This is a genomic window from Rhodococcus sp. 14C212 (assembly GCF_011058195.1).
GTDB lineage: Bacteria > Actinomycetota > Actinomycetes > Mycobacteriales > Mycobacteriaceae > Rhodococcus > Rhodococcus aetherivorans.
This window is the reverse complement of sequence record NZ_JAALEH010000025.1, coordinates 1-24,706: the sequence shown is the minus strand read 5'-3', so window position 1 is coordinate 24,706 and position 24,706 is coordinate 1. Positions and strand designations below refer to the sequence as shown.

25 protein-coding genes, 1 tRNA gene and 1 pseudogene are annotated in these 24,706 nt (G+C 70.0%); 13 read left to right on the top strand and 14 right to left on the bottom strand.

Annotation, left to right across the window (positions count from 1 at the left end):
* Positions 1-6 precede the first annotated feature (6 nt).
* The 3 genes from G6038_RS13525 (at position 7) to G6038_RS13515 (ending at position 4,186) form a co-directional block, all read left to right on the top strand.
* Complete coding sequence (locus G6038_RS13525) at positions 7-1,782, top strand: cholesterol oxidase substrate-binding domain-containing protein (protein WP_165038378.1); 1,776 nt, start codon at positions 7-9, stop codon at positions 1,780-1,782.
* A 140-nt stretch (positions 1,783-1,922) separates the two neighbouring features.
* A complete protein-coding gene (locus tag G6038_RS13520; protein ID WP_165038377.1) occupies positions 1,923-3,374 on the top strand; it encodes a family 43 glycosylhydrolase in 1,452 nt (483 codons plus the stop codon).
* A 65-nt stretch (positions 3,375-3,439) separates the two neighbouring features.
* Entirely contained in the window at positions 3,440-4,186 is a 747-nt protein-coding gene (locus tag G6038_RS13515; protein WP_165038376.1) for a maleylpyruvate isomerase family mycothiol-dependent enzyme, read from the top strand.
* Between the two features lie 12 nt (positions 4,187-4,198).
* Here the strand turns inward: G6038_RS13515 and G6038_RS13510 are convergent, their stop codons facing one another.
* A complete protein-coding gene (locus G6038_RS13510) occupies positions 4,199-5,218 on the bottom strand; it encodes an iron-siderophore ABC transporter substrate-binding protein (protein WP_165038375.1) in 1,020 nt (339 codons plus the stop codon).
* Positions 5,219-5,299: 81 nt separating this feature from the next.
* Entirely contained in the window at positions 5,300-6,520 is a 1,221-nt protein-coding gene (locus G6038_RS13505) for a fatty acid desaturase (protein WP_165038374.1), read from the bottom strand.
* 309 nt (positions 6,521-6,829) lie between these two features.
* On the opposite strand from G6038_RS13505, the gene G6038_RS13500 reads away from it, so the two are divergent.
* Entirely contained in the window at positions 6,830-7,552 is a 723-nt protein-coding gene (locus tag G6038_RS13500; RefSeq protein WP_165038373.1) for a TetR/AcrR family transcriptional regulator C-terminal domain-containing protein, read from the top strand.
* 20 nt (positions 7,553-7,572) lie between these two features.
* On the opposite strand, the gene G6038_RS13495 is transcribed toward G6038_RS13500, so the two are convergent.
* The 3 genes from G6038_RS13495 to G6038_RS13485 all read right to left on the bottom strand — a co-directional run bounded on the left by G6038_RS13495 (position 7,573) and on the right by G6038_RS13485 (position 9,276).
* Positions 7,573-7,998 carry a DUF5994 family protein gene (locus G6038_RS13495; RefSeq protein WP_165038372.1) on the bottom strand — a complete coding sequence of 142 codons (426 nt, stop codon included), beginning with the start codon at positions 7,996-7,998 and terminating at the stop codon, positions 7,573-7,575.
* Between the two features lie 196 nt (positions 7,999-8,194).
* Positions 8,195-8,268, bottom strand: a tRNA-Pro gene (locus G6038_RS13490).
* Between the two features lie 54 nt (positions 8,269-8,322).
* Entirely contained in the window at positions 8,323-9,276 is a 954-nt protein-coding gene (locus G6038_RS13485; protein ID WP_165038371.1) for a metallophosphoesterase, read from the bottom strand.
* Between the two features lie 65 nt (positions 9,277-9,341).
* On the opposite strand from G6038_RS13485, the gene G6038_RS13480 reads away from it, so the two are divergent.
* Positions 9,342-9,818 (top strand): GatB/YqeY domain-containing protein, encoded by a 477-nt coding sequence (locus G6038_RS13480; RefSeq protein WP_165038370.1) that lies wholly within the window; start codon positions 9,342-9,344, stop codon positions 9,816-9,818.
* A gap of 42 nt (positions 9,819-9,860) precedes the next feature.
* On the opposite strand, the gene G6038_RS13475 is transcribed toward G6038_RS13480, so the two are convergent.
* Positions 9,861-12,212, bottom strand: a complete 2,352-nt coding sequence (locus tag G6038_RS13475; protein WP_165038421.1) for a transglycosylase domain-containing protein — start codon at positions 12,210-12,212, stop codon at positions 9,861-9,863.
* Positions 12,213-12,512: 300 nt separating this feature from the next.
* Between G6038_RS13475 and G6038_RS13470 the strand changes: the two genes are divergently transcribed.
* On the top strand, positions 12,513-12,836 hold the full coding sequence (locus G6038_RS13470; RefSeq protein ID WP_165038369.1) for a WhiB family transcriptional regulator: 324 nt from the start codon (positions 12,513-12,515) through the stop codon (positions 12,834-12,836).
* A 25-nt stretch (positions 12,837-12,861) separates the two neighbouring features.
* Here the strand turns inward: G6038_RS13470 and G6038_RS13465 are convergent, their stop codons facing one another.
* Complete coding sequence (locus G6038_RS13465) at positions 12,862-14,001, bottom strand: ArsA family ATPase (RefSeq protein WP_165038368.1); 1,140 nt, start codon at positions 13,999-14,001, stop codon at positions 12,862-12,864.
* The gene (locus G6038_RS13460) at positions 13,998-15,011 is read right to left on the bottom strand and encodes an ArsA-related P-loop ATPase (RefSeq protein WP_165038367.1); all 1,014 of its coding nucleotides are present in this window, start codon (positions 15,009-15,011) and stop codon (positions 13,998-14,000) included. The genes G6038_RS13465 and G6038_RS13460 overlap by 4 nt, the downstream gene beginning before the upstream one ends.
* Before the next feature lie 42 nt (positions 15,012-15,053).
* Here G6038_RS13460 and G6038_RS13455 point away from each other — a divergent pair, with 42 nt between their 5' ends.
* From G6038_RS13455 to G6038_RS13445, 3 genes are all read left to right on the top strand, one after another.
* Positions 15,054-15,218: a DUF4177 domain-containing protein gene (locus G6038_RS13455; RefSeq protein WP_006945567.1), complete on the top strand. Its 165-nt coding sequence runs from the start codon at positions 15,054-15,056 to the stop codon at positions 15,216-15,218.
* A gap of 5 nt (positions 15,219-15,223) precedes the next feature.
* On the top strand, positions 15,224-15,703 hold the full coding sequence (locus G6038_RS13450) for a RidA family protein (protein WP_165038366.1): 480 nt from the start codon (positions 15,224-15,226) through the stop codon (positions 15,701-15,703).
* 67 nt (positions 15,704-15,770) lie between these two features.
* Entirely contained in the window at positions 15,771-16,559 is a 789-nt protein-coding gene (locus G6038_RS13445; protein ID WP_165038365.1) for an MBL fold metallo-hydrolase, read from the top strand.
* Positions 16,560-16,621: 62 nt separating this feature from the next.
* Here G6038_RS13445 and G6038_RS13440 read toward each other — a convergent pair whose 3' ends face one another.
* Both G6038_RS13440 and G6038_RS13435 read right to left on the bottom strand, forming a co-directional pair.
* Entirely contained in the window at positions 16,622-17,296 is a 675-nt protein-coding gene (locus tag G6038_RS13440; RefSeq protein ID WP_003935274.1) for a Crp/Fnr family transcriptional regulator, read from the bottom strand.
* 198 nt (positions 17,297-17,494) lie between these two features.
* Positions 17,495-17,764, bottom strand: coding sequence for a hypothetical protein (locus G6038_RS13435; RefSeq protein WP_029547213.1), 270 nt, complete (start codon positions 17,762-17,764; stop codon positions 17,495-17,497).
* 72 nt (positions 17,765-17,836) lie between these two features.
* Here G6038_RS13435 and nth point away from each other — a divergent pair, with 72 nt between their 5' ends.
* From nth to G6038_RS13415, 4 genes are read left to right on the top strand one after another with little or no spacing between them, the layout of a single operon-like run.
* Positions 17,837-18,631, top strand: a complete 795-nt coding sequence (nth, locus tag G6038_RS13430) for an endonuclease III (protein ID WP_165038364.1) — start codon at positions 17,837-17,839, stop codon at positions 18,629-18,631.
* Positions 18,632-18,635: 4 nt separating this feature from the next.
* Entirely contained in the window at positions 18,636-19,292 is a 657-nt protein-coding gene (locus G6038_RS13425) for a TlpA disulfide reductase family protein (RefSeq protein WP_346772815.1), read from the top strand.
* The gene (locus G6038_RS13420; protein WP_165038363.1) at positions 19,289-19,987 is read left to right on the top strand and encodes a CoA pyrophosphatase; all 699 of its coding nucleotides are present in this window, start codon (positions 19,289-19,291) and stop codon (positions 19,985-19,987) included. Before G6038_RS13425 ends, G6038_RS13420 begins: the two co-directional genes overlap by 4 nt.
* A complete protein-coding gene (locus tag G6038_RS13415; RefSeq protein ID WP_165038362.1) occupies positions 19,984-21,174 on the top strand; it encodes a MarP family serine protease in 1,191 nt (396 codons plus the stop codon). The genes G6038_RS13420 and G6038_RS13415 overlap by 4 nt, the downstream gene beginning before the upstream one ends.
* Positions 21,175-21,185: 11 nt before the next feature.
* Here the strand turns inward: G6038_RS13415 and G6038_RS13410 are convergent, their stop codons facing one another.
* The 4 genes and pseudogenes from G6038_RS13410 to G6038_RS13395 form a co-directional block, all read right to left on the bottom strand.
* A complete protein-coding gene (locus G6038_RS13410) occupies positions 21,186-22,130 on the bottom strand; it encodes an alpha/beta hydrolase (RefSeq protein ID WP_165038361.1) in 945 nt (314 codons plus the stop codon).
* Positions 22,131-22,138: 8 nt separating this feature from the next.
* Entirely contained in the window at positions 22,139-22,639 is a 501-nt protein-coding gene (locus G6038_RS13405; protein WP_165038360.1) for a phage holin family protein, read from the bottom strand.
* Positions 22,636-23,853: a Na+/H+ antiporter NhaA gene (gene nhaA / locus G6038_RS13400; RefSeq protein WP_165038359.1), complete on the bottom strand. Its 1,218-nt coding sequence runs from the start codon at positions 23,851-23,853 to the stop codon at positions 22,636-22,638. Before nhaA ends, G6038_RS13405 begins: the two co-directional genes overlap by 4 nt.
* 206 nt (positions 23,854-24,059) lie before the next feature.
* Positions 24,060-24,706 (bottom strand): annotated as a pseudogene (locus tag G6038_RS13395) (AMP-binding protein); the annotation flags it as partial.

The following is a 24,706-nucleotide window of genomic DNA, read 5'->3' as shown; positions in this document are numbered from 1 at the left end:
AGCCCGGTGGACCCCCGCGATGCCCGGACGAACGGCGACCCCGCCTCGACCACGACCCTCAGCCGACGAGGCTTTCTCGGCGCCGCCGGTGCCGTCGGATTGACCGGTCTCGCCTGGAAACCCGCCGGCGCGGTCCCGGTCGGTGATCCGCGCGCCACCATTCCGGCACCGCCGGAGTTCCCCGCGGACATCCCGCTGGCCCAGCAGCGCTTCGAGAACTGGGCCCGGACGATCCGCTTCGACGCGGTGTGGACCGCCACCGCACGCGATGCGCACGACGTCGTGCGCATCGCCGACTGGGCCCGCGCCCACGGCTACCGCGTCCGGCCGCGCGGCACGATGCACAGCTGGAGCCCGCTGACCGTCGTGCCCGGCGAGAGTGTCGAGAAGATCGTGCTGATCGACACGATGGCGCACCTGAATGCCGTCACCGTCGATCCCGCGGGAACGCCCGCCACCGTCACCGCCGGCGCGGGCGCGGACATCGAGTCGATCCTCACCGCGCTCGAACAGCACGGCCTCGGCTGGGCCAATGCCCCCGCGATCGGCGACATCACCATCGCGGGCGCGCTGTCGATCGGCGCGCACGGCGCCACCTATCCGGCGGCGGGGGAGCGGGCGATCCCCGGCCAGTCGTTCGGTTCGCTGTCGAACCTCGTCGTCGCCCTCACCGCCGTCGTGTGGAACGCCGCCGCCGGCGCCTACGAACTGCGCGAGTTCCGTCGGTCCGAACCCGAGATCACGCCCCTGCTCGCCCACCTGGGCCGCAGCTTCGTCACCTCGGTGACCCTGCAGGCCGGGGCCAACTACCGGCTGCGCTGCCGGAGTTTCACCGACGTACCGTGGCAGGAACTGTTCGCCCCGGCCGGCTCCCCGGGCCGCACCTTCGAGCGGTTCGTCGAGGAGTCCGGCCGGGTCGAGGCGATCTGGTTCCCCTTCACCGAGACGCCATGGTTGAAGATCTGGTCGGTGTGCCCCGAGAAGCCATCGACCGCGCGCGAGGTGCACGGCCCGTACAACTACTTCTTCTCCGACAGCATCCCCGAGGAGGTCACCACCCCTCTCGGCCAGGTGGCGAGCGGGATGCAGGCTGCCACCCCGGCCTTCGGTGCCGGTCAGTTCGGGGCCGTCGCCGCCGGTCTCGCCGCCACCGGCACCGCCGACCTGTGGGGCTGGTCGAAGGACCTGCTGTTCTACCTGCGGGCCACCACGCTGCGCGTCATCGCCGGCGGCGGGGTCGTCGTCACGCGGCGCTCGAACATCGCCCGCGTCGTCCATGAGTTCACCACCTGGCTGCACGAGCGGATGACCTACTACGCCTCGCTCGGGCAGTATCCGGTCAACATGCCGTTCGAGGTGCGACTGTGCACCGTCGACGACCAGTCGGAGGTGCTCGTCGATTCGGCGGGAGCGCCGAATCTGTCGCCCGTGCGTCCCCGCCCCGATCGGCCCGACTGGGACACCGCCATCTGGATGAACGTCGTCTCCATCCCCGGCACCGCGGGACAGTCCGCCTTCTTCCGGGAGATGGAGCAGTGGATGGCCGACCACTACTCCGGTGACTACGGCACCTTCCGGTCCGAGTGGTCGAAGGGCTGGGCGTTCGACGAGCAAGGGGGACACCGGGATCCACGGTTCCTCGGCGAGACGATCCCCGCGATGTACCGCACCGGGCTGCTCGCCGACGAGGACTGGGACGCGGCGCGCGCGTCGTTCGATCGGCACGACCCGCACCGTGTGTTCAGCAACGGTTTCCTGGACCGGCTGCTGCCGCCGGTGTAGGGGCCGCGGGAGTGGGTTCCCGCTACGTGCCGAGGGCACGGTTCGGTTTCGATCCGGCCGCTTCCGTCGTTCACAACTCTCACACCAGTCACATCCGTATACATTGGCCCCGTTCCATGTGAGTCGACGGTGGGAGCGACGTGCGGAAGTTCGAGACGGGGAAGAAAGCGGGCGGCACACACGCGGCTCGACGCCACGTCCGTCGTGGGTCCGTCGCGGCGGCGATGTCGCTGCTCGCGTTCCTGATCGCGCCGGCACCACCCGCCGCGGCGAACCCGATCGTCGAGCCCGTCGCGGCCGACCCCAGTATCGTGCGGGCGCCCGACGGGGCGTACTACATGTACACCACTGGCGACGACTGGGGAGACGGCCGGGGACTACGGGGGATGTCCGTCTTCAAGTCCTTCGACCTCACGGACTGGATGTACGTCGACGACGTGTTCTCCGAGATTCCCGGATGGCATCCGGAGAACAACTACGTCTGGGCTCCCCACGTGATCGAGTCGGACACCGGGTACAGCCTCTACTACGCGCTGCCGGACGGGGCGAATCCGTGCATCGGCCTCGCCACCGCACCCGGACCGGCCGGCCCGTGGACCGACCTGGGCCGTCCCGTGTTCTGTGCCGAGGACGTCGGCGTCCAGGGCACGATCGATCCGTTCGTGTGGGACGACGGCACGACGAGGACGATGTTCGTCGGGAACTTCAAGGGCGTCTACGCCATCCCGCTCGCAGCGGACGGAACCGCGCCCGCAGGCGAACCGGTCCGGGTCGCGGACGAACGCTTCGAGGGGCCGCACGTCGAATACCGCGACGGCTACTACTACCTGTTCCTCTCCTCCGGTCACTGCTGCAACGGCGCCGACACCGCCTACCGGGTGCTCGTCGGCCGGTCCGAGTCGTTGACCGGCCCGTACGTCGACCGCAAGGGGGACGACCTGGACGGCGGTGGCGGCGCGCTCATCCTGGCCGGCAGTGATCCGTGGGCGGGACCCGGGCACAACACGGTGGTGACCGACGACGCCGGCGACGACTGGATCGTCTACCACGCGATTCCCCGCGACGATCTCCAGCTGCCCAGCGGTGCCCAGCGACGGGAGGGCATGATCGACCGGATCGTGTGGGCCAACGGCTGGCCGGAGATCGGCGACGGGTCCCCGTCGTCGACCCGCCCCGACGTTCCCCGGACGGATCTTCCCGTACGCGTCTCGCTCACGGCAGACACGGCCACGACGCTGCCCGCCTCGGGCGGGGTGATCGAAGCCACCATGCTCGTCGAAGCACCAGGCGACGCGCCCTACACGGGTCAGGTGTGGGGCAGTGCGGTCCGTCCGAACGGCGAGGAAGGCGAACCGGTCCTGGGCCCGATCGACGTCGATCTGGCACCGGGGGAGACCCGCGAGGAGCGAATCGCCTTCACGGTGAGCGACAGTGCGGCAAACGGCACCTACGGCCTGTACGCCTTCGCCGGCACCCACGGCGTGGAGACGGTCGAGTTCGGGGCCGTCACCGCCCGCAAATCCGACGGGCTCTCGGACGTCGGCGACCCCCTCGACGTGGTGACACTGCGAGTGCGCGAGACGGCCCGCTGACCGCGCGGTCCCAGCCCGGCGCGCCGGGGCTTCGGCGCGACGGGGGAGCCACCCATAATCGAGGGATGGATCGAGCCTCCTATCCGGCGTTGTTGCGCGCGGACACCGAGCGGCTGCTCGCCGCCGGCGAAGGCCGGCTCGACCGGCCGGTCCCGACCTGCCCGCGCTGGTCTGTCGAGCGGCTTCTCGGGCACGTCGGCCGAGTGCACCGGAACGCGGCGGCCTGGTTGTGGACCGGCGGTCGCACCGAGATCCCACCCGCTCCGGGCGGGGCCGCCGTCCTTGCATGGGTGCGGGACGGACTCGAGGAGTTGACGGAGGCCGTGCAGTCGGCCGATCCGCACGCGGACGAGCAGACCTTCGCCGGACCGCAACCGGCTTCGTTCTGGGTCCGTCGCATGGCGGTCGAAACTGCGCTGCACCGGATCGACGCCGAGCTCGCCACGGGCGAGGGCACCACGCCCGTCGACACCGCACTGGCCGTTGAGGGCATCGACGAACTCTTCGGGGTGCTGCTCCCGTTCCGTGCCCTTGCCGGGGCGGGGAGTGCCGGGTCGCCGTCCTGGTCGGGGAAGACGATGCACCTGCATGCGACCGACCCCGCCCTCGCCGCGGGCGAGGGCGAATGGTCGATCACCTTCGATGCCGACGAACCTTCCGTCGTCCACACCCACGCCGAGGGGGACGTCGCAGTCCGCGGGCCGGCGTCGGATCTGTTGCTCCTCCTGTGGAACCGGGCTTCCCTCGACCGGTTCGACGTGTTCGGTGACGCCGCGCTGCTGACCCGTTGGCGCGACGAGGTGACGATCTGACGCCGATGTCGGTTACTGCCGTGCGAGCAATCGCTCGAGGTCGTCGAGAACGAGCATCGCGCCGGTCGGGCCGAGTGCGAGGAACCATGTCTCGTCGCTCACCGCGACGGCGCGCCCCTGCTGCACGGCTGTGAGGCTCGACCACAGCGGGCCGCCGACGACGGCCGCCTCGTCGGTTTCTCTGCCGTAGCTCGAGTAGAAGATCCGGTCGCCGTCCGCCTCCGTGATCGTTTCCGGGCTGACCTCGGCCGCAAGTTCCTCGATGTCCTGGATCGGCGGACGGCGCAGCCCGACGTCCTGCAGGATGACGCCGATGAACGAGAGGTTCCCGTACAGGCGGATCTTGCCGGACATGAACCGCACGAGCGAGATGCTCGGATCGCCCTGGATCGAGTCCCGCACCTCGTCGGCGCGGGTCTGGTAGGCGTTGAGGACCGACTCGGCCTTCTCCTCCTCGCCCAGCGCGTCCGCGACGAGCAGGAAATTCTCCTTCCACGGGAAACCGGGCCGGATCGAGAACACGGTCGGGGCGATGGCGGACAGCTGCGGGTACATCTTGTCCGCGCGGAGCTTGCTGCCGACGATCAGATCCGGCCGCAGCGTGCCGATGGCCTCGAGATCGAGGTTGTTGATCGTGCCCACGTCAGCGACACCGGCGAGCCGGTCCGCGAGGTACGACGGCTGCTCCGCCGCGCCCTCGGGACTCGCGATGCCCACGGGCGTGAGGCCGAGGGAGAGGACGTCGTCGAGTTCGCCGCCGTCGAGCACGACGACGCGCTGCGGCTTGGCCGCGATCTCCGTCTCGCCGAGAGCGTGGGTGACGACACGGGGAAACTGTCCGGGTGCCGCGTCGCTGCCGAGCTTCGCCGTCTCCGCGTCGGCGGTGGCGAACAGCCGGCCGCCGGTGGCGACGTCGGCGTTGCCGGCGCCGGTGTCGCGGGTCGACTCGGCGGCGCCGCCGCACGCCGCGACCGTGAAGGTGACGAGCAGGGTCGCGGCGGTGAGGCGGCCGAGGTGTCTGAGCTTGTTCATGAGGGCAGGCTATCCTTGCCACGTGCTCTTCCGTGGCCCCACCCCCGGGGGATCAACCCGTTGCCGGGTGGAGTCCGTCCCTCACCGGCGGTTGCGCCGGTCGAGGTGCAAGGTCCGCGGAACTGCCCGACGGCCGGGCCGAAGGGCCGCCGGCGGAACGACCGGCGCGGTAGCCGGGGAGCGGAACTTCAGCTCGGAGGCGGTTTCCGGGGCGTCATCGGAGGTCGCCCGCAGGAATCGATCAGGCAGAGCGAGCTTGTGGATGGTGCGCAACGTCAGAAGGTACTGCCGGACGAGCGAACCGGTGGTGTACGGCAGATCGTACTTGTCGCACAGCGCCCGGACCTTCCCGGAGATCTCTGCGTAGCGGTTGCTGGGGAGATCCGGGAACAGGTGATGCTCGATCTGGTAGCAGAGGTTACCGCTCAGGAAAGCCATCACCGCGCCCGCGCGGAAATTGGCGCTTCCGAGCATCTGCCGGAGATACCATTCCGCCTTTGTCTCGTGCTCGAGCTCGACGAGGGTGAACTTCTCGGCGCCGTCAGGAAAGTGCCCGCAGAAGATCACCACGTACGACCACAGGTTCCGGAGCAGATTCGCGACCAGATCGGCCGTCAGGGTACGCCGCCAGCGACGACCGCTGAGAGCGGGGAAGACCAGGTAGTCCTTCAGCGATTGGCGGACAACCTTTCCCGTCAGTGCTCGCCTGTGGACGGTCATCTCGGCCTCGCTGCCGGCGTGCTCGTTCGCGGAATGCAGACCGTGCAGTGCGATCCCCCATTCGAATGTAATTGCCAACAGCAGGTTTCGCAGCGGTTGCGCCAGATTCCCCGGCTGCCAAGGCTGGTCGCGGGTGATCCGGATGACGCCGAAGCCGAGGTCGTCGTCCACGCCGACGACGTTGTTGAAGACGTGGTGGCGGTAGTTGTGGGAGTACCGCCACTGCGAGGAGAGCCCGGCCATGTCCCATTCCCACGTGGTGGAGTGGATTTCCGGGTCGTTCATCCAGTCCCATTGCCCGTGCGAGACGTTGTGACCGATTTCCATGTTCTCCACGCTCTTGGCCACAGCGAGGGCTGTCACCCCGAGAACCCACCCGGCCCGAGCCCTGCTGGCGCAGATCATCAGCCGTGCAGCGACATCCAGTGCACGCTGGAACGCGATCGTGCGCCGGATGTAGGCGGCGTCCGCCGCGCCGAGCGACTCGGTGACATCCCGGCGGATCTCGTTCAGCTCGATGCTGAGCGCCTCGACGTCTTCCGCGGTGAGGTGCGCGTATTCCTTGATGTCGGAGATCGCCATCGTGTTCTTTCGCCTCGAGTCCGCAACGTGCGATGCCGAATTCGGCCCCACACGGCAGGACTGAATCAACAGGGGTTGCGGCGGCTTGCCACGGCGTACCCCATGGAGTCGCGTTCTCGCCTGCTGTCGTTCGGCTCTCCCGGCCCGCAGGGCACGGCGGCGAGCAGGGCGTGCGGTCGCAGGACGTTGATCATGGCGGCCTCCGGGGCCTGGGGTGTGGACCCAGTCAACACCCCAGGCCCTCGAGGTGTCAACACTGTAGACCTACGGCATAGGACTACAGTGGGGACGAACGGAGAGGAGTCCGTGATGCCGAAAGTTCCTGCGGGCCGCTCGATCGGATCCGACGACGGCAGGTCCGGCGGGAACATTCGAACCCGGGAATTGATCCTTGCGTCTGCGCTCGCGATCATCGATCGCGACGGCGTCGAGGGGCTTTCGATGCGCCGCCTCGGCAAGGCTCTCGGCCGGGATCCGATGACCCTCTACCGCCACGCGCCGAACAAGGCCGCCCTCCTCGACGGAGTCGCCGAAATCGTCCTCGAGCAACTGTCCGTCGACCCCCGGGACGGTGACTGGGAAGATCAACTGCGGACGGTCGCAAAGGATTTCCGTCGACTGGCCCTCGACCACCCACACGTGGTTCCGTTGCTGGTCATCCGCCCCTTGGCCACACCCCTCGCGCTGCGGCCTCTCGGTACACTGCGCCCGCTCGAAGGCGTCCTGACCTTGCTCACCCGGGCCGGCTTCTCCGCGGCCGATGCTTTGCACGTCTACCGGGCCTTGTTCGGATTCCTCCACGGTCACGTCCTCGACGAATTGCAGGAACTCGTCGAGCGGCCCGAGGAGTCCGACGACCTGCTCCGCCTGGGACTGCATCGCCTACCGGTCGACGAATTCCCGCTCCTGCGCCGTCTCGCGCCGATACTGGCCTCCTACGACGGCGCCGCCGAATTCGAGCGCGGCCTCGACCTCTTCTTTTCCGGCTTGAGGGCAACACTGGACTCCGGGGACGGTCGGACATCGGGGTGAGCCGACGTCGCCGGCCGGAACTACGAATCCGCCAGCGTGCGCATGATGCCGAAGGCGTGATCGGGCTCGGTGTCGGGCGACAGGAGCACCAGCACGAGTTGTGTGCCGTTGCACCCGAGGAAGTACATCGTGTGCGGTGGTTGTCCGGGTGCCGGCTCGCGCAGTGCGATACCGCCGGAGTCGAGGTCGAACTCGTCGATTCGTTTTCGCGATATCTGCAGGGCGTTCCAGTCGAAGCAGACCCGGGCAACGGGGCCGAGTCGCAGGGTGAGCGCGGATATCAGTTCGTCCAGCTCGTCGGTGAGGTTCGCGGTCCAGGGGAACCAGGAGCCGTCGATCGGTGACGGTGGTGCCGAGCTCGGCCGGAGCAGGACGCGGGGAGTCTGGGTCGGGGTGGGGAATCGAGCAGGGGGGCGTCGCGACGGTACGGAGTGGTCGTGCGTCATGCGACGCTCCTTGCGCGGCCTCGTGGAGGCCGACTTGTCACCGGGAGGCGTCGAGCCGGGCGCTCGAGGCGGGAAACGTGCCGGTCTGCTCACCGTACTTCACGATCGCGTCCGGCGCGGCGTGCCGAGGCCCGGAGAACGGGATCGGGGCCCCTTCTCCGTGCGGAGAAGGGGCCCCGATCAGGTCCTTCACGAGTCGGGGTGGCGGGATTCGAACCCACGACCTCTTCGTCCCGAACGAAGCGCGCTACCAAGCTGCGCCACACCCCGTTTCGAACCTCGGTCAGCTTACAGCACGATCGGTGTGACGGTTAAATCGCCTGGTCAGTGCGGTGAAAACGTGCTCCGGGTACCCGCGTCCGCGGTGCTGCGAGCCTGCTCGCGCGGGGCCGGGATCAGCGTCAGCAGCGTCGCCTCGGGCCGGCACCAGAACCGGGCGGGCGCGGTCGGCGACGTGCCGATGCCCGCCGACACATGCAGCCGCATGTGCGAGCCCCAGCGCGACACGCCCTTGACCCGGGACCGGTCCAGCCCGCAGTTGGTCACCAGCGCGCCGACCAGCGGCAGGCACAGCTGGCCACCGTGGGTGTGGCCCGCCATCACGAGGTCGTAGCCGTCGTCCGCGAACCGGTCCAGCACGCGCGGTTCGGGCGAGTGGGTCAGCCCCAGCCGCAGATCCGCCGCCGGGTTCGCCGGGCCCGCGACGGTGTCGTATCGGTCCCGGTCGATGTGCGGATCGTCGACACCGGCCGCGCTGATGCGCACCCCGGCGATCTCGAGTTCGCGTCGCACGTGGGTGACATCGAGCCAGCCGCGCTCGCTGAACGCGGCGCGCAGATCGCTCCAGGGCAGCGGCACGCCGTGCACTCGCTCGTGGTCGCGGTCGAAGTACTTCAGCGGGTTCTTCACCCGGGGCCCGAAGTAGTCGTTGCTGCCGAAGACGAACAGCCCCGGCCGGGCGAGCAGGCCGCCGAGCGCCTGCACGACGGCGGGGACCCCCTTCGGATGCGCAAGGTTGTCGCCGGTGTTGACCACGAGGTCGGGCTCGAGGCGATCGAGTTCGCGGAGCCAGTTCTGCTTGAGCCGCTGCCCGGGCGTCATGTGGATGTCGCTCAGGTGCAGCACGCGCAGCGTCGAGGCGTCCGGCGCAAGGACCGGGAGCGTCACCTCCCGCAGGGCGAAGGCGTTGCGCTCGATGAGCGTCGCGTAGCCGAGGCCCAGGACTGCGGCACCGGCCGCGCCGATCGCGGCACGTCGAAGAATGGGAACGTCAGGCACGTCTCCAGCGTACCGCCGGGGCTCGTCCGCGCACGGGTTCGCAGGGCGCCGCGTAGCGTCGAGGCATGTCCGACACCACATCCTCGCTCAAGTCCACGCTCCGCGCCGACCTCACGGCCGCGATGAAGGACAAGGATCCGCTGCGCACCAGCACGCTGCGCATGCTGCTCGCCGCCATCCAGACCGAAGAGGTCGCCGGCAAGCACGCGCGCGAGCTCACCGACGAGGATGTCGTGAAGGTGCTCGCGCGCGAGGCGAAGAAGCGCGGCGAGGCCGCCGAGGTGTACACCGAGAACGGTCGCGGCGAACTGGCGGCGAAGGAGCACGCCGAGGCCCGCATCATCGACGGGTACCTGCCGACGCCGCTCAACGACGCCGAGCTCGCCGACGTCGCGGACACCGCCATCGCGCAGGTCGCCGAGGAGATCGGGGAGCGGCCCGGGCCGCGGCAGATGGGTCAGGTCATGAAGGCGGCGACCGCGATCGCCGCGGGGAAGGCCGACGGCAAGCGCCTGTCCGCCGCCGTCAAGTCGCGCCTGTAGACGAAGACGCCGCCCGGTCGTCGCGCGACCGGGCGGCGAGGGTCATCGTCCCGGGATGGGTGCCGGCGCGGCCGGCACCGTCGTGTCCGGCACCTGGCTCTCGGTCGGCCGGCCGGGGGTCGCGCTCGGGCTGGGGGGCGCCGCGCGCACCGAGCCGTCGCTGATGAAGATCGTCACCGTGGACCCCGGGACGGCCGACCCGGACGGGGAGACCGAGGCGACGGTGCCGCTGCGGCCTTCCGCCTTGACCGTCGTCTCCGTCACCTGGAAGCCGGCGTCGATCAGCCGCTGGCTCGCCTGCTGACGGTTCAGGCCCACGACGTTGGGCACCTGGGCATTGCCGGCTCCGCGCACGTACTTCTGGTCCGCGGGCGGCAACTCGGTGGGCCCGAACTTGTTCGCGACGGGCAGCAGTGCCGTGAACCAGGTGCGGGCCGGCTCGGTGCCGCCGAACAGATTGCCGTCGTAGCACGGGCGCACGGGTCCGCTGCAGATCTGCCCCGGCGTGGGGGAGTCGCCGTAGGTGTAGACCGCCCCGGCCAGGTTGTTCGTGAATCCGACGAACGCCGACGACATGTGCGACTCGGTCGTTCCGGTCTTCGCCGCCACCGGCAGGTTCCAGCCCACCGAGCCGGCCGCGCCGGACGCCGTACCGCCGCCCGCGGTGTCCTTGCTCAGGGCGGTGGCGAGGGTGTCGGCCAGACCCGGTTCGACGACCTGCTCGCACGCCTGCTGGGTGATCGGCACGGGCTTGCCGTCGCGGTCGAACACGGCGTCGATCGGCGTCGGCGGGCACCACTTGCCGTGCGACGCCAGCGTGGCGGCGACGTTCGACAGCTCCAGCGGGTTCACCCAGGTGGGACCGAGGGTGAACGAGCCGAGGTGCTGGGCCTTCTGCATCTCGACCATGCTCTGCTCGCCGAAGCCGGACGTGTTGGGCTGTGCGTACGAGCGCAGGCCCAGCCGCACCGACATGTCGACGACCGCGTCCACACCGGTGGCCTCGATCAGCTTGACGAAGGCGGTGTTGGGGGACTGCGCGAGCGCGTCCGGCACCGACAGCTTCGCCGGGTACGGGGCGGCGTTCTCGACGCAGTAGGTGGCCGGCGGGCAGCCGGGGGCACCGCCGTCGCCGAGGCCGCGGGCGTTGTAGCGGGACGGCACGTCCAGCACGGCGCTGGTGCCGAGGCCCTTCTCCATCGCCGCGGCGACGGTGAAGATCTTGAACACCGAGCCGGCGCCGTGACCGGTCAGCGAGTACGGCTGCGGCTGCACCGTCTGCGAGGCCCCGCCGTCGAGGCCGTACACGCGGCTCGACCCCATCGCCAGGACGCGGTGCGAATCCTCCCCGGGCCGGATCACGTTCATCACCGTCGCGACGTCGTCGACGGTCGGGCTGGTGAACTTGTCCAGGGACGATTTGACCGAGTTCTGGATCTCGGGGTCGAGCGTGGTGCGGATCAGGTATCCGCCCTTGTCGATCTGCTCGCGCGACAACCCGGCCTCGGCCAGGTACTGCAGGGCGTACTCGCAGAAGAACCCGCGGTCGCCCGCCGCGATGCAGCCGCGCGGCAGGGTCTTCGGCTCGGGCAGGACGCCGAGCGGCTGCTCCTTCGCGGCCCGGATCTCGGCGGCGCGCTCGGGGATGTTCTGGATCATCGTGTCGAGCACGACGTTGCGTCGCGCCAGCACGCCGTCCGGATTGGTGTACGGGTTCAGCGCGGAGCTGGACTGCACCATGCCGGCAAGCATCGCGGACTGGGTGACGTTCAGATCCTTCGCGTCGATGCCGAAGTACGTCTGGGCGGCGTCCTGCACGCCGAAGGACCCGTTCCCGAACGGCACGAGGTTCAGGTAGCGGGTGAGGATCTCGTCCTTGGTCAGCTCGTCGTCGAGCGTCAGCGCCATCCGGATCTCCCGGATCTTGCGTGCGGGCGTCGTCTCGATCGCCGCGCGCCGCTCGGCGTCGGTCTTGGCGACCACGTGGAGCAGGTAGTTCTTCACGTACTGCTGGTCGATCGTGGACGCGCCCTGCTCGACCTGACCGCTGGTGGTGTTGGTGAGGAAGGCGCGGATGGTGCCCTGCCAGTCCACACCCTGGTGTTCGGCGAAGCGTTTGTCCTCGATGGAGACGATGGCGAGTTTCATCTCGTTGGAGATCCGGTCGCTCGGCACCTCGAACCGGCGCTGGTCGTAGAGCCAGGCGATGGGGGTGCCCGCCGCATCGGTCATCGTGGTGACCGCCGGCACCACGCCCTCGACGAGTTCGGCGGAACTGTTGTCCACCGTGTCCGCGGCGCGGTTCGACACGTAGCCGAAGCCTCCGGCCGCCGGGAACATCACACCGGCCAGCAGGACTCCGCCCAGTGCCGTGCATCCTGCGAGCTTCGCCACCGTTTTTCCGATCGACACGGTTACACAGTACGTGCCACCGCGGGGCGCAGGCCCCGGCGCACGCGTTCCCGTGTGCGCGTTGCGCTGGCAAAAGCCCTCCGACGTGCAGTGATGCACGGGCGTACCAGAAAAGTGTTTCTCCACCTTGCGCGCGGGGAAGTCTTTACCTAGATTGAGTCCTCAGTGTGATGCAGATAACACCTGAATAGGAATGTGGTGCAGATCCGTCGTGCTACGCCGTCGATTCTGCGCGCCTTCCAGGACCCGTGACACGGCGTTCGGAGAGTAAGGGGCAACTGAATGCACATGACCACCCCGACGGCCCGGCTCGACGTAGACCAAGCAGAAGCACGCATCGCATGGGTATCGAAAGCCCGATGCCGAGAAGTGGACCCCGATCAGTTGTTCGTCCGCGGCGCCGCCCAGCGCAAGGCCGCAGTCATCTGCCGGCACTGCCCGGTGATGCTGCAGTGCGGCGCCGACGCCCTCGACAACCGCGTCGAATTCGGCGTGTGGGGCGGGATGACCGAACGTCAGCGCCGGGCGCTGCTCAAGCAGCACCCCGAAGTCGACTCCTGGGCCGACTTCTTCGAAGCGCAGCGCCAGCACCAGAACGCCGTCTGACCGCGCGCCCCCGAGACCCGCGAGGTTATGCCTCGCGGGTCATCTGATCGGCGACGGCGCGCAGTGCCTCGAGGTCCGAGACCTCGAACGGCAGCGACGGCACGCCGACGACCGGCACCCGCGGGTGCGCGCTCGTGAACCGGGCCAGCAGCCGCAGCTCTCGTTTCGCCGTCACCGCCCGATGAGCATGGACCCGGAGCACGGCCTCGGTCGGCGCGTCCTCCTTCCGGCCCTGCTCCTCGAGCAGATCCGCCGCGGTCAGGGCGTGATCGGCCGGCAGCGGGCACAGTGTGGGATGCGTGCGGTTGAGGATCAGACCCGCGAGCGGCATGCGGTCCTCGGAGAGCCGCTCGACGAAGAACGACGCCTCGCGCAGCGCATCCGGTTCGGCCGCGGCCACCACCATGAAGTGGGTGCCCGGCTGCTGCAGCAACTGATACGTGCGGTTCGCCCGCTCCCGGAACCCGCCGAACATCGAATCGAGGGACTGCACGAAAGCCGAGGCATCCGAGAGCATCTGGCTGCCGACGATCGTCGAGACCGCCTTGAGGGCCAGGCCCATCGCGCCCGTGACCAGCCGCCCGAGCCCGCGGCCCGGCGCGGTGAACAATCGGATCATCCGCCCGTCGAGGAATGCCCCGAGCCGCTGCGGTGCATCGAGGAAGTCCAGCGCGTTCCGCGACGGCGGGGTGTCGACCACGATCAGATCCCACGTGTCGCTCGCCGCGAGCTGCCCGAGCTTTTCCATCGCCATGTACTCCTGCGTGCCGGAGAACGACGAGGCCACCGTCTGGTAGAAGGGGTTGTCGAGGATCTGCTGCGCCTTCTCCGGTGCCGAGTGCTCGAGCACCATGTCGTCGAAGGTGCGGCGCATGTTCAGCATCATCGCGTGCAGCTCGCCCTTCGCGTCCGGTCCCAGCTGCACGAGTTGCGGGCTGTTGTCGAGGGCCTGCACGCCCAGTGCCTGGGCCAGCCGCCGAGCCGGATCGATCGTCAGCACCACGACGTTGCGGCCCTGCTCGGCCGCACGCAGGGCCAGCGCCGCCGCGGTCGTCGTCTTGCCGACCCCGCCCGCACCGGTGCACACGATGATGCGCGACGAGGGGTCGGCGAGGATGGACCGGACGTCGAGCGGGGGCGCGTGGTGCGCCCGCGGCGCGGTCACCGCACGCCCTGTTCGCCGAGCTGCTCGGCGAGTTCGTACAACCCGCCGAGATCCACGCCGTCCGCCAGCGCGGGCAGATGCATTCGTGCCACGTTCACCTCGTCGAGTTGGGCGGCGCTGACCTGCTGCGCCTGCAGGGTGGATGCGTACTCGATCGTCTCGGTCAGCAGACCCGCGAAGTCCTCGTCGCCGAGGGCGACCCCGGCGCGGTCGAGCCCCTCGCGTACCGCCTCCGCGTCGATCCGGCCGGCGGCGGCCTCGTCGACCATCTCCTCGGGTAGGAAGTCGGGGGCGGTGCGGTTGACGATCACCGTGCCCAGCCGCAGATCTGCGGCGAGCAGCTCGGCCACCGCGTCGGTGGTCTCCTGAACCGGCAGCGCCTCGAGCAGCGTGACCAGGTGGACCATCGTCTCGTCGGAGTGCAGCAGCCGCACCACACCTTCGCTCTGCGACCGGATCGGACCCGACTTGGCAAGGTCGGCCATCGCCTTGGTCACGTCGAGGAAGCTGCCGATGCGTCCCGTCGGCGGGGAGTCCACCACGACCACGTCGTACACGGGTTCGCCGGTGCGGTCGGTACGCACCACGGTCTCCTTGATCTTGCCGGTGAGGATCACGTCCCGCAGGCCCGGCGCCAGCGTGGTCGCGAACTCGATCGCACCGATCCGGCGCATCGCCCGTCCCGCGAACCCGAGGTTGTAGAACATGTCCAGGTACTCGAGGAAGGCCGTCTCGATGTCGATGGCGAGGGCATACACGGCGCCGCCGCTGTCCGTCGTGGCGATCTTGGTCTCGACCGGCGGAAGCGGCGGCACGTCGAACAGCTGCGCGATGCCCTGCCGCCCCTCGACCTCCACGAGCAGCACCTTGCGGCCGCCCGCCGCCAGGGCCAGGGCCAGCGCCCCCGCGACGGTCGACTTACCGGTACCGCCCTTGCCCGAGACGAAGTGCAGCCGCGCCTGCGCGGCCTTCGCCGGCCAGACCTCGTGTTCAGCAGTCGTTGATGCCACGACGTCGAGCCTATAAGTCCGGTGCGCATATAGGGTCGAGACATGAGCGAATTGACAACGTGGGAGTACGCGACGGTGCCCCTACTGACCCATGCCACGAAGCAGATCCTGGACACGTGGGGAGCCGACGGCTGGGAACTCGTGTCGGTGCTCCCGGGACCCACCGGCGAGCAGCACGTCGCCTACCTCAAGCGCCCGAAGGGCTGAGTCGCGTGGCAGCAGAGGATTCCGCGGGGCGGAACTGGACGGCGCGGCTCGCCGAACTGGGTCTGAGCCTGCCGCCGGTGGCGGCACCCGTCGCCGCCTATGTTCCCGCCGTCCGCACCGGTGACCACGTCTACACCTCCGGGCAGCTGCCGTTCGTCGACGGCACGCTCGGTCTCGTCGGCAAGGTGGGCGCCGAGGTCTCGGCCGAGGACGCCAAGTCCGCGGCACGCATCGCCGCGCTCAACGCGCTGGCCGCGCTGGACGGCCTCGTCGGCATCGACAACGTCGTCCGCATCGTGAAGGTCGTGGGCTTCGTCGCCTCGGCGGAGGGCTTCACCGGCCAGCCGGGTGTGATCAACGGCGCGTCCGAACTCCTCGGCGAGGTGTTCGGGGAGGCGGGTGTGCACGCCCGCTCCGCCGTCGGCGTGGCCGAACTGCCGCTCGGCGCTCCCGTCGAGGTCGAGATCATCGCCGAGGTGCGCTGACGGGCGCGGGGTGAGCCGGATCTAGAGTGGGACGCACCCCACACCTTCCGACGGAGGAGGCCGGATCATGACGCTGGTTCACCCCGCGTACGCGCAGCTGCGACAGGTCACCGCCAGTGCCGCGGTGGTGCTGGCGGAGAACCCGTCGATGATGACGCTCGACGGCACCAACACCTGGATCCTGCGGGCCCCCGGCAGCGACGAGTGCGTCGTGGTCGATCCGGGCCCGCTCGACGAGGCGCACCTCGCGCGCGTCGCCCGGGTGCCCGTGGCGCTGACCCTGGTCAGCCACCGGCACGGCGACCACACCGACGGCGCCGGACGGTTCGCCGAACTCACCGGCAGCGCGGTGCGAGCCGTGGACGCCCGGCACCGGCACGGCGGGGGAGCGGGTCTGGCCGACGGCGAGGTGATCGAGGCGGCCGGGCTGCGCATCCGGGTACTCGCCACGCCGGGCCACACGGCGGACTCGCTGTCCTTCGTCGTCGAGGACGACCGCAGCGTACTCACCGCCGACACCATCCTGGGCCGGGGCACCACCGTCCTCGACGACTCCGACGGCGACCTCGGGGACTACCTCGGGTCGCTGCGCCGGCTGATCGATCTGGGCGACGGGTACACCGTTCTGCCCGGGCACGGACCGGACCTGCCCGACCTGGAGACCATCGCCCGCGGCTACCTCGCCCATCGGGAGGAGCGGCTCGACCAGGTGCGGGCCGCCCTGCGGGTGCTGGGGGACGACGCCACGCCGCGGTCCGTCGTCGAACACGTGTACGCCGACGTGGACCCGTCGCTGTGGCCGGTCGCGGAGAAGTCGGTCAATGTCCAGCTCGAGTACCTGCGCAGCTTCGCCTGACCTCCCGAACAATCGAGGCCGGTGCATCGTCGATGCACCGGCCTCGATTAGTGGAACGGTTGTTACCGCGCGCGGCGGGCGAGGCGCTCCGAGTCGGAGATGAGCACGCTCTTGCCCTCGAGCCGCAGCCAGCCGCGGTGGGCGAAGTCGGCGAGCGCCTTGTTCACGGTTTCGCGGGAGGCGCCGACGAGCTGTGCGATCTCCTCCTGGGTCAGGTCGTGCGTGACGCGCAGCGCGCCCGCCTCCTGGGTGCCGAACCGCTGCGCGAGCTGCAGCAGAGCCTTCGCGACGCGACCGGGCACGTCGGTGAAGATCAGGTCGGCCAGGTTGTTGTTGGTGCGGCGCAGACGGCGCGCGAGCACGCGCAGCAGCTGCTCGGCGATCTCCGGGCGCTGGTCGATCCAGGCCTTGAGGGCGTCGCGGTCCATGCTCACGGCGCGGACCTCGGTCACGGTCGTGGCGGTGGAGGTGCGCGGGCCCGGGTCGAAGATCGACAGCTCACCGAACATGTCGGACGGGCCCATGATGGTCAGCAGGTTCTCGCGGCCGTCCGGCGAGCGGCGGCCGAGCTTCACCTTGCCGGAGACGATGATGTACAGGCGGTCGCCCGGCTCACCCTCGTTGAAGATGACATGTCCGCGGGGGAAATCGACCGGCTGAAGCTCTTTGACCAGCGCCGCAACCGCCGAGGGTTCGACTCCTTGGAAGATGCCTGCTCTGGCCAGGACGTCGTCCACGTGCGCTCCTTTGGGGAAAATTCTCATCGTCATGCTGCCGGGTCTGCACGACGTCCACGGGCGCCCGGACAGGCCACCTGCAACGCGTACGGAAACGAAGTCTACTGTGCGCGCACTCGGCATGAGTGATTGACACCACGACAGCCGTCGTGCCGTTCCTGCAGCAACGCCCACGCATCCTACCGATGCGTCCCGAAATCAGCTCGCGCGGCGCGCTCCCATGTCGGACTCCGCATCGTCGAGCTCCATGACGAGGACCCGCCGCCGACGGCGGTGGAACCGGGCGAGAGCGTGGGGGAATCCCTCCCTGGCCAGGGTGGCGACGTCGTCGTGGCTCGCCTTGTCGAGGAACTCCTCGACCTCCTGCTGGCGAACGGACAGACGGCTCAGCCGGGACTCGACCCGCTCCATCGCCAATGCGAACAGCATGAGCAGCACGGGGAAGAGCACGACAGCAAGAGCTTGCATACCGGGAAGTAAACACAAGAAAGGTCTCAGAAGCGACACAGCACCGAATCCGCGACCGGCCGGGTACGTACAGTGGAGCAGGTGCATGCGACCCCGTCCGAGAGTCCCGACGTGCGCCGACGACGCGTGTCCGGAGGCGAGCGGAAACCCGAGAGCCGGCTCGCCCTGGTGCGACGGGCACGCCGCATGAACCGGCGGCTCGCCGAGGCGTTCCCCCACGTGTACTGCGAACTCGACTTCACCACGCCGCTCGAGCTGGCGGTCGCCACGATCCTCTCCGCGCAGTGCACCGACGTGCGGGTCAACCAGGTCACCCCGGCCCTGTTCGCCCGCTACCCGGACGCCCGCGCCTACGCGGAGGCCGACCGGGCCGAACTCGAGGAGTACATCCGGCCCACCGGTTTCTACCGCAACAAGGCCAACTCCCTGATCGGCCTCGGACAGGCCCTGCTCGAGCGATTCGACGGCGAGGTGCCGCGCCGCCTCGAGGATCTCGTCACACTTCCCGGATTCGGCCGCAAGACCGCCAACGTGGTCCTCGGCAACGCGTTCGACATCCCCGGCATCACCGTCGACACCCATTTCCAGCGTCTCGTGCACCGCTGGAAATGGACCGAGGAAACCGACCCCGTCAAGATCGAACACGCCGTCGGCGCGCTCGTCGACCGCAAGGAATGGACCCTGCTCTCGCACCGGGTGATCTTCCACGGCCGTCGCGTCTGCCACGCCCGCAAACCCGCCTGCGGCATCTGCGTGCTGGCCAAGGACTGCCCGTCCTACGGCACCGGACCGACCGACCCCGTGACCGCCGCCGCGCTGGTGAAGGGACCGGAGACCGAGCACCTGCTCGAACTGGCCGGACGGTGACCCGGTGCAACTGACCCGCGCAGGCCGCTGGAGCCTGGTGGCCCTCGTCGTCGTGGTGGCCCTGATCGTCGCGATCTGGCCCCGCGACGCCGACGACCCGGCGCCCGCCGCCGACGGCGGGCGCCCGACCGCGGCGCCGGTGGACCGCCGCGCCCAGGACACCCCCGAATCCCTCGCGCCGCTGCGTGCCGCGGCGGCGCTCGAGCCCTGCCCGGCTCCGGCCGGGAACGGGGCCGGGCCGCTCACGGGGCTGCGGTTCGAGTGCCTCGGCGACGGCAGCAGCGTCGACCTGGCCGCCGCGCTCGCGGGCCGGCCCGCGCTGGTGAACCTGTGGGCCTGGTGGTGCGGGCCGTGCGCCGAGGAGCTGCCCTACCTGCAGGAGTACGCGCAGCGTGCCGGTGACGCGGTCGCGGTCGTCACCGTCCACACCGACCCCAACGAGGCCAACGCCCTGTCCCGGCTCGCCGAGTACGCCGTGCGGCTGCCGGGGGTGCAGGACGGGTCCGCGCGCGTGCAGGCAGCGGTGCAGTCGCCTCCCGTGCTGCCGGTGACGGTCCTGATCCGGCCCGACGGTTCCGTCGCGAAGGTGCTGCCTCAGCCGTTCCGCAGCGCCCACGAGGTGGCCGCAGCCGTGGAGAACCACCTGGGGGTGAGGGTATGACGCCGTACTGGCTGCGCCGCGTGTCCACCGTGGCGCCGAGCGATCCGCACCAGGTCAACCCGGTGCTCGACCGCCGCGCACCGGACGGGTTCACCGTCCGTCCGGCGGCCGTGCTCGTGCTGTTCGGTGGCTCGTCCGAACCCGATCCCCTCGCCCGGGGCGGTCTGCCCGCCGACGCGGACGTCCTGCTCACCCAGCGGGCGCCGACGATGCGTCAGCACAGCGGGCAGATCGCCTTCCCGGGTGGCGCCGCCGACCCGGAGGACGACGGCCCGATCGCGACCGCGCTGCGCGAGGCGCAGGAGGAGACGGGCCTCGACCCCGCCGGCGTCCGTCCGCTGACGGTGCTGCCCGAGATCTTCATCCCGCCGTCCGGGTTCGACGTCACCCCGGTGGTCGCCTTCTGGGAGAAGCCCACCCCCATCGGGGTGGTCGATCCCCGCGAGGCCGCCCGGGTGGTGCGGGTGTCTCTGCACGACCTGCTCGATCCGGACAACCGCTTCCAGATCCGGCACGAACACGGCTATCAGGGACCGGCGTTCCTCGTGGACGACATGCTCGTGTGGGGGTTCACCGCGGGGATCCTGGCGGGCCTGTTCGCGGTGTCGGGCTGGGAGATCGCATGGGACCACACCGACATCCGTGACTTCGAGGTCACGCTCGCCGAGATCGAGACAGGGGTGGTCGAACCGTGACACCGTCCGGATGGATCGACCTGCTCATCCTGCTGGTCGTGCTCGTGGCCGCGTCGTCGGGCCTGCGCCAGGGTGCGGTGGCGTCTGCGCTGGCGTTCCTCGGCGTGGTGCTCGGCGCGGTCGCCGGCATCCTCATCGCCCCGCACGTGCTCGTGCACGTCGAGGAGGGGCGGATGCGGATCCTCGCCGGGATTGCGCTCATCGTCGTGCTCGTCATCATCGGCGAGGTCGCGGGAATGGTGCTCGGCCGGGCGGCGCGGAGCAACATGCACAGCCCCGTCGCGCGGGGCGTCGACAGCGTGGTCGGAGCCGGTCTGCAGGCCGTGGCGGTGCTGGTGGCGGCGTGGCTGCTCGCGATTCCGCTCACCGCGTCGTCGCAACCGGAGATCTCGGCCGCCGTACGCGGCTCCCGGGTGCTGGCCACGGTCGACGTGCTGGCCCCGGACTGGCTGCGCGGCGTCCCGCAGGAGTTCTCGGCCCTGCTCGACACCTCGGGCCTGCCGGAGGTGATCGGTCCGTTCGGCCGCACGCCCATCACCGAGGTGGAGCCGCCGGACCCGAGCGTGCTCGCCAGTCCCGTCGCGCTCGACCTGCACCCGAGTGTGCTGCGCATCAACGGCGTCGCGCCGAGTTGCCAGCGTGCGCTCGAGGGATCCGGGTTCGTCGTCGCGCCCGAACGCGTCATGACCAACGCGCACGTCGTCGCCGGCACGTCGGCGGTGTCGGTGGAGACACTCGGTGGGGCGCTCGACGCCGAGGTCGTGCTGTTCGATCCCGCCGTCGACGTCGCGATCCTCTCGGTGCCGGGCCTCGACGTCGCGCCGCTCGCGTTCGCGCCCGCCCCCGCCGATTCGGGTCAGGACGCCCTCGTCCTCGGATATCCCGGTGGGGGCCCGTACACGGCGAGCGCCGCCCGCATCCGGGAAACGCTCGACCTGCAGGGGCCGGACATCTACCGCTCCGGCACCGTCGAACGGGAGGTGTACACCGTCCGCGGTTCGATCCGTCAGGGCAACTCCGGCGGGCCGCTCGTCGACGAGCAGGGCCGGGTACTCGGCGTCGTGTTCGGCGCGGCCGTGGACAACAGCGATACCGGATTCGTGCTGACCGCGGCGGAGGTGAGCAGTCAGCTGGAGCTGGCCGACGATTCCTTCGCTGCGGTGGCGACGGGTACGTGCATCGCCTGAGCCGAGCGTCCCTACAGTCCGGCGGCGAAGTCGAGCAGCGCGGCGGTCACGTCGTCGGCGCATTCCTGGTGGGCGTAGTGCCCGGCGTCGTCGATCATGAGCAGTTTCCGGCCCGGAGCGTGGCGTACGCACCGGCGCACGGTCGCCGGCACCACGTAGGGGTCCAGCGTGCCGTGCAGTTGCAGGACGGGCAGGGTCAGCGTCTTGTCCATCGCGGCCATGAACCGTCGTCCGTCCGGCCGCCATTGGCTGCGGAACGCCCAGCGCTGGTACTCGAGTGTGCAGTGCGCGGTGCCGGGAATCCGGATGGCCGACCGCATCCGCTCCGCGACCTCCCGGAATTCGTCCGACTGCTGCCACCGCGCGCCGGAACGGGCCTGCAGCAGTCGTTCGATCTCCCATCCATCGTCGCGCACGAGCCTGCGTTCGGGCTGCCACGGCACCTGGTAGGCGAGGAACGTGGGCAACAGCGCCGCCCGCTGCGCGCGGTCGTGCAGCGCCGCGTCCCGCAGCGAGATCGGGTGCGGCGAGTCCACGAGGGCGATCGCCCGGACGAGCCGCGGGTGCAGCACGGCCGTCGCCCAGCACACCAGCCCGCCGTCGGCGTGTCCGATCAGCGTCGCCTCGGAGCAGCCGAGGGCACGGATGAGGCCGGCGACGTCGCCCGACAGGGTCCAGCCGTCGTAGCCGCGCGGCGGCTTGTCGGAGTCGCCGTAGCCGCGCAGGTCCACGGCGACGGCGCGGTATCCGGCGTCCGCGAAGGCGGTGAGCTGGTGGCGCCACGACCACCACAGGTCGGCGAACCCGTGCAGGAACAGCGCCAGCGGTGCGTCGGGGCCGGACGGGCCGGCCTCGACGGCGTGCAGGCGGATGCCGTTGGCGTGGATGTCGCGGTGCGTCCACGGCCCGGGGTACCGGACCGTGGACGGGTCGGGGAGGGACACGGTGCCCTGCATGTGGAGGGTCAGCGCGCGTGCCGGGGGCCCGGTGCCGGCTCCGCGTCGTGCTGCTGCGGCAGGACGGTACGGGCCTGCCTGAGCGAGTCGATGGTCTTCTCCGGGGCGCGCAGTTTGCGCACCCGCAGGTAGCCGATCAGGGCGAAGATCGCCGTGACCACGACCATGATGAGGAAGACGATCAGGAACGCCAGCCAGCGGGGCGTCCAGATGTCGATCAGTTCGGCGAGGAAGAAGAAGAAGAAGAACGAGCTGAACACCAGGACCGCGAAGGCCAGGATGAAGAACAGGCTGCCCTGCAGGCCCTTCTTCACCTCCCCGGTGACCTCGGTCTTGGCGAGTTCGACCTCGGCGCGGAACAGCGTCGAGACCTGTGCGGTGGCATCGCGGACCAGGTCCCCGATGCTCGCTTCCTGAGGAGTGCGGGCGCGCACCTCGGTCAGCGGAATGGACGAGATGCTCGTCGGTACCCCGTCACCCTGCTTCCGGTTCCCGTTCGTCACGCTCACTTGTCGACCCCTCCAGTTGGTTCGTATTGACTACGGTGGGCTCGCCCACGCCGTAACAGTAGCGTCGATCCCAGCAGCGAGGCGATCAGTGACGTGACGAGGACGGACGCCTTCGCGATCTCCGCAGGCGCCCCACCGTCGATGCCGGCGAGCGAGAGGTCGGCGATGAGCAGGCTCACGGTGAATCCGATACCGCCCAGCACGGCGAGCGCCAGCAGGTCCTGCCACGCCAGCCCGGTCGGCTTGGTGGCCACGCCCAGGCGGATCGCGAGCCAGGACGCGCCGAAGATGCCGACGGTCTTGCCGATCAGCAGGCCCAGCAGGACGGACAGGCCCACCGGGCTGGTGAACACGTCACCGAGGACCTCACCGTTGATGGGGACGCCGGAGGCGAACAGTGCGAACAGGGGGACGCACAGGCCGGCGGACCAGGGCTGGATGTCGTGGGCGAGCCGTTCGGCCGGTGCCTGCCGCTCGCCCGGGTCGACGCGGACGCGGGTGAGCAGGCCCAGCACGACGCCCGCGATGGTGGCGTGGATGCCGGCCTCGTGCATGCCGTACCAGGTGAGCAGCGCCAGTGGGACATACAGCCACGAGGTCTTGATCCGCTTGTGCTGGGCGTACCAGTAGGCGGCGGCGCACGCGACGGTCCCGAGCAGCCACAGCGCCGCGATGGACGTGGTGAACAGGACGGCGATCAGCGCGATGCCGATGAGGTCGTCGACGACGGCGAGACTGAGCAGGAATACACGCGCGCCGGTGGGGATGCGGGAACCGGTGAGGGCGAGAACTCCGAGTGCGAAAGCGATGTCGGTGGCGACGGGGATCGCCCAGCCGCGGTCCATGCCCGGGCTGCCCCACCCGACCGCAGCGGCGATGAGCGCCGGGAGCAGCACGCCGCCGCACGCGGCGATGACCGGCAGCAGGGCTCTCTTACGGTCCGCCAGTTCACCGATCACCAGCTCCCGTTTGAGTTCGAGTCCGGCGACGAAGAAGAACACGGCGAGCAGGCCGTCCTGCGCCCAGGTGCCGACGGTGAGGTTCAGGTGCAGCGATTCCGGACCGAGGGGGAAGTCGCGCAGCGCCTCGTAGGCGGGTCCGAGCGGGGAGTTCACCCACAGCACGGCCACGGCCGCGGCGACCAGGAGGATCGCGCCACCGACGGTCTCGGTACGCAGGTACCGGGTGAGTTCCGAGCGCAGCGGCTGGTTCACGAAGGCCTTTCGATCCGCGAATTCGGGGTACGCGGGGAGCGCCGCCGAGCGGGCTTCCCGGCGTATCCCGGCACGAATCGTAGCCGTCGCAGGCCCGGACGACCGATGTCCGATCTGATTCGCTCGGGAAAGGAGGGCCGCTGCGCGGCCGGTGCGTCCTTCGGGCGGCTACGACAGCCCGAAGGACGCACCGGCAGCTCCGCTGCCTACTTGCCCTGGGCGCGGATCGCCTCGAACACCTTCGGGTCGACGAGGGTGGAGGTGTCGCCGAGTTCGCGGCCCTCGGCGACGTCGCGCAGCAGGCGGCGCATGATCTTGCCGGAGCGGGTCTTGGGCAGTTCCGGGACGATCGAGATCTGCCGGGGCTTGGCGATCGGGGAGATCTCGGTGGAGACCTGGTTGCGCAGTTCCGCGATGAGCTGATCGCCGGAGTTCTGCACGCCCTCGCGAAGGATGACGAACGCGACGATGCCCTGGCCGGTGGTCTCGTCGGCGGCACCGACGACGGCGGCCTCGGCGACGGCGGGGTGCCCGACGAGTGCGGATTCGACCTCGGAGGTCGAGATCCGGTGCCCGGAGACGTTCATGACGTCGTCGACGCGGCCGAGGACCCACAGGGCGCCGTCCTCGTCGTAGCGGGCGCCGTCGCCCGCGAAGTACCAGCCCTCCTCGGCGTACCGGGACCAGTAGGTGTCCCGGTAGCGGTCCATGTCGCCCCAGATGCCGCGCAGCATCGACGGCCACGGCTGATCGAGCACCAGGTAGCCGTTGCCGCCGGTCCCCAGCGGCTTGGCGTTGTCGTCGACGATCTTGGCGGAGATGCCGGGCAGCGGCGCCATCGCCGAGCCCGGCT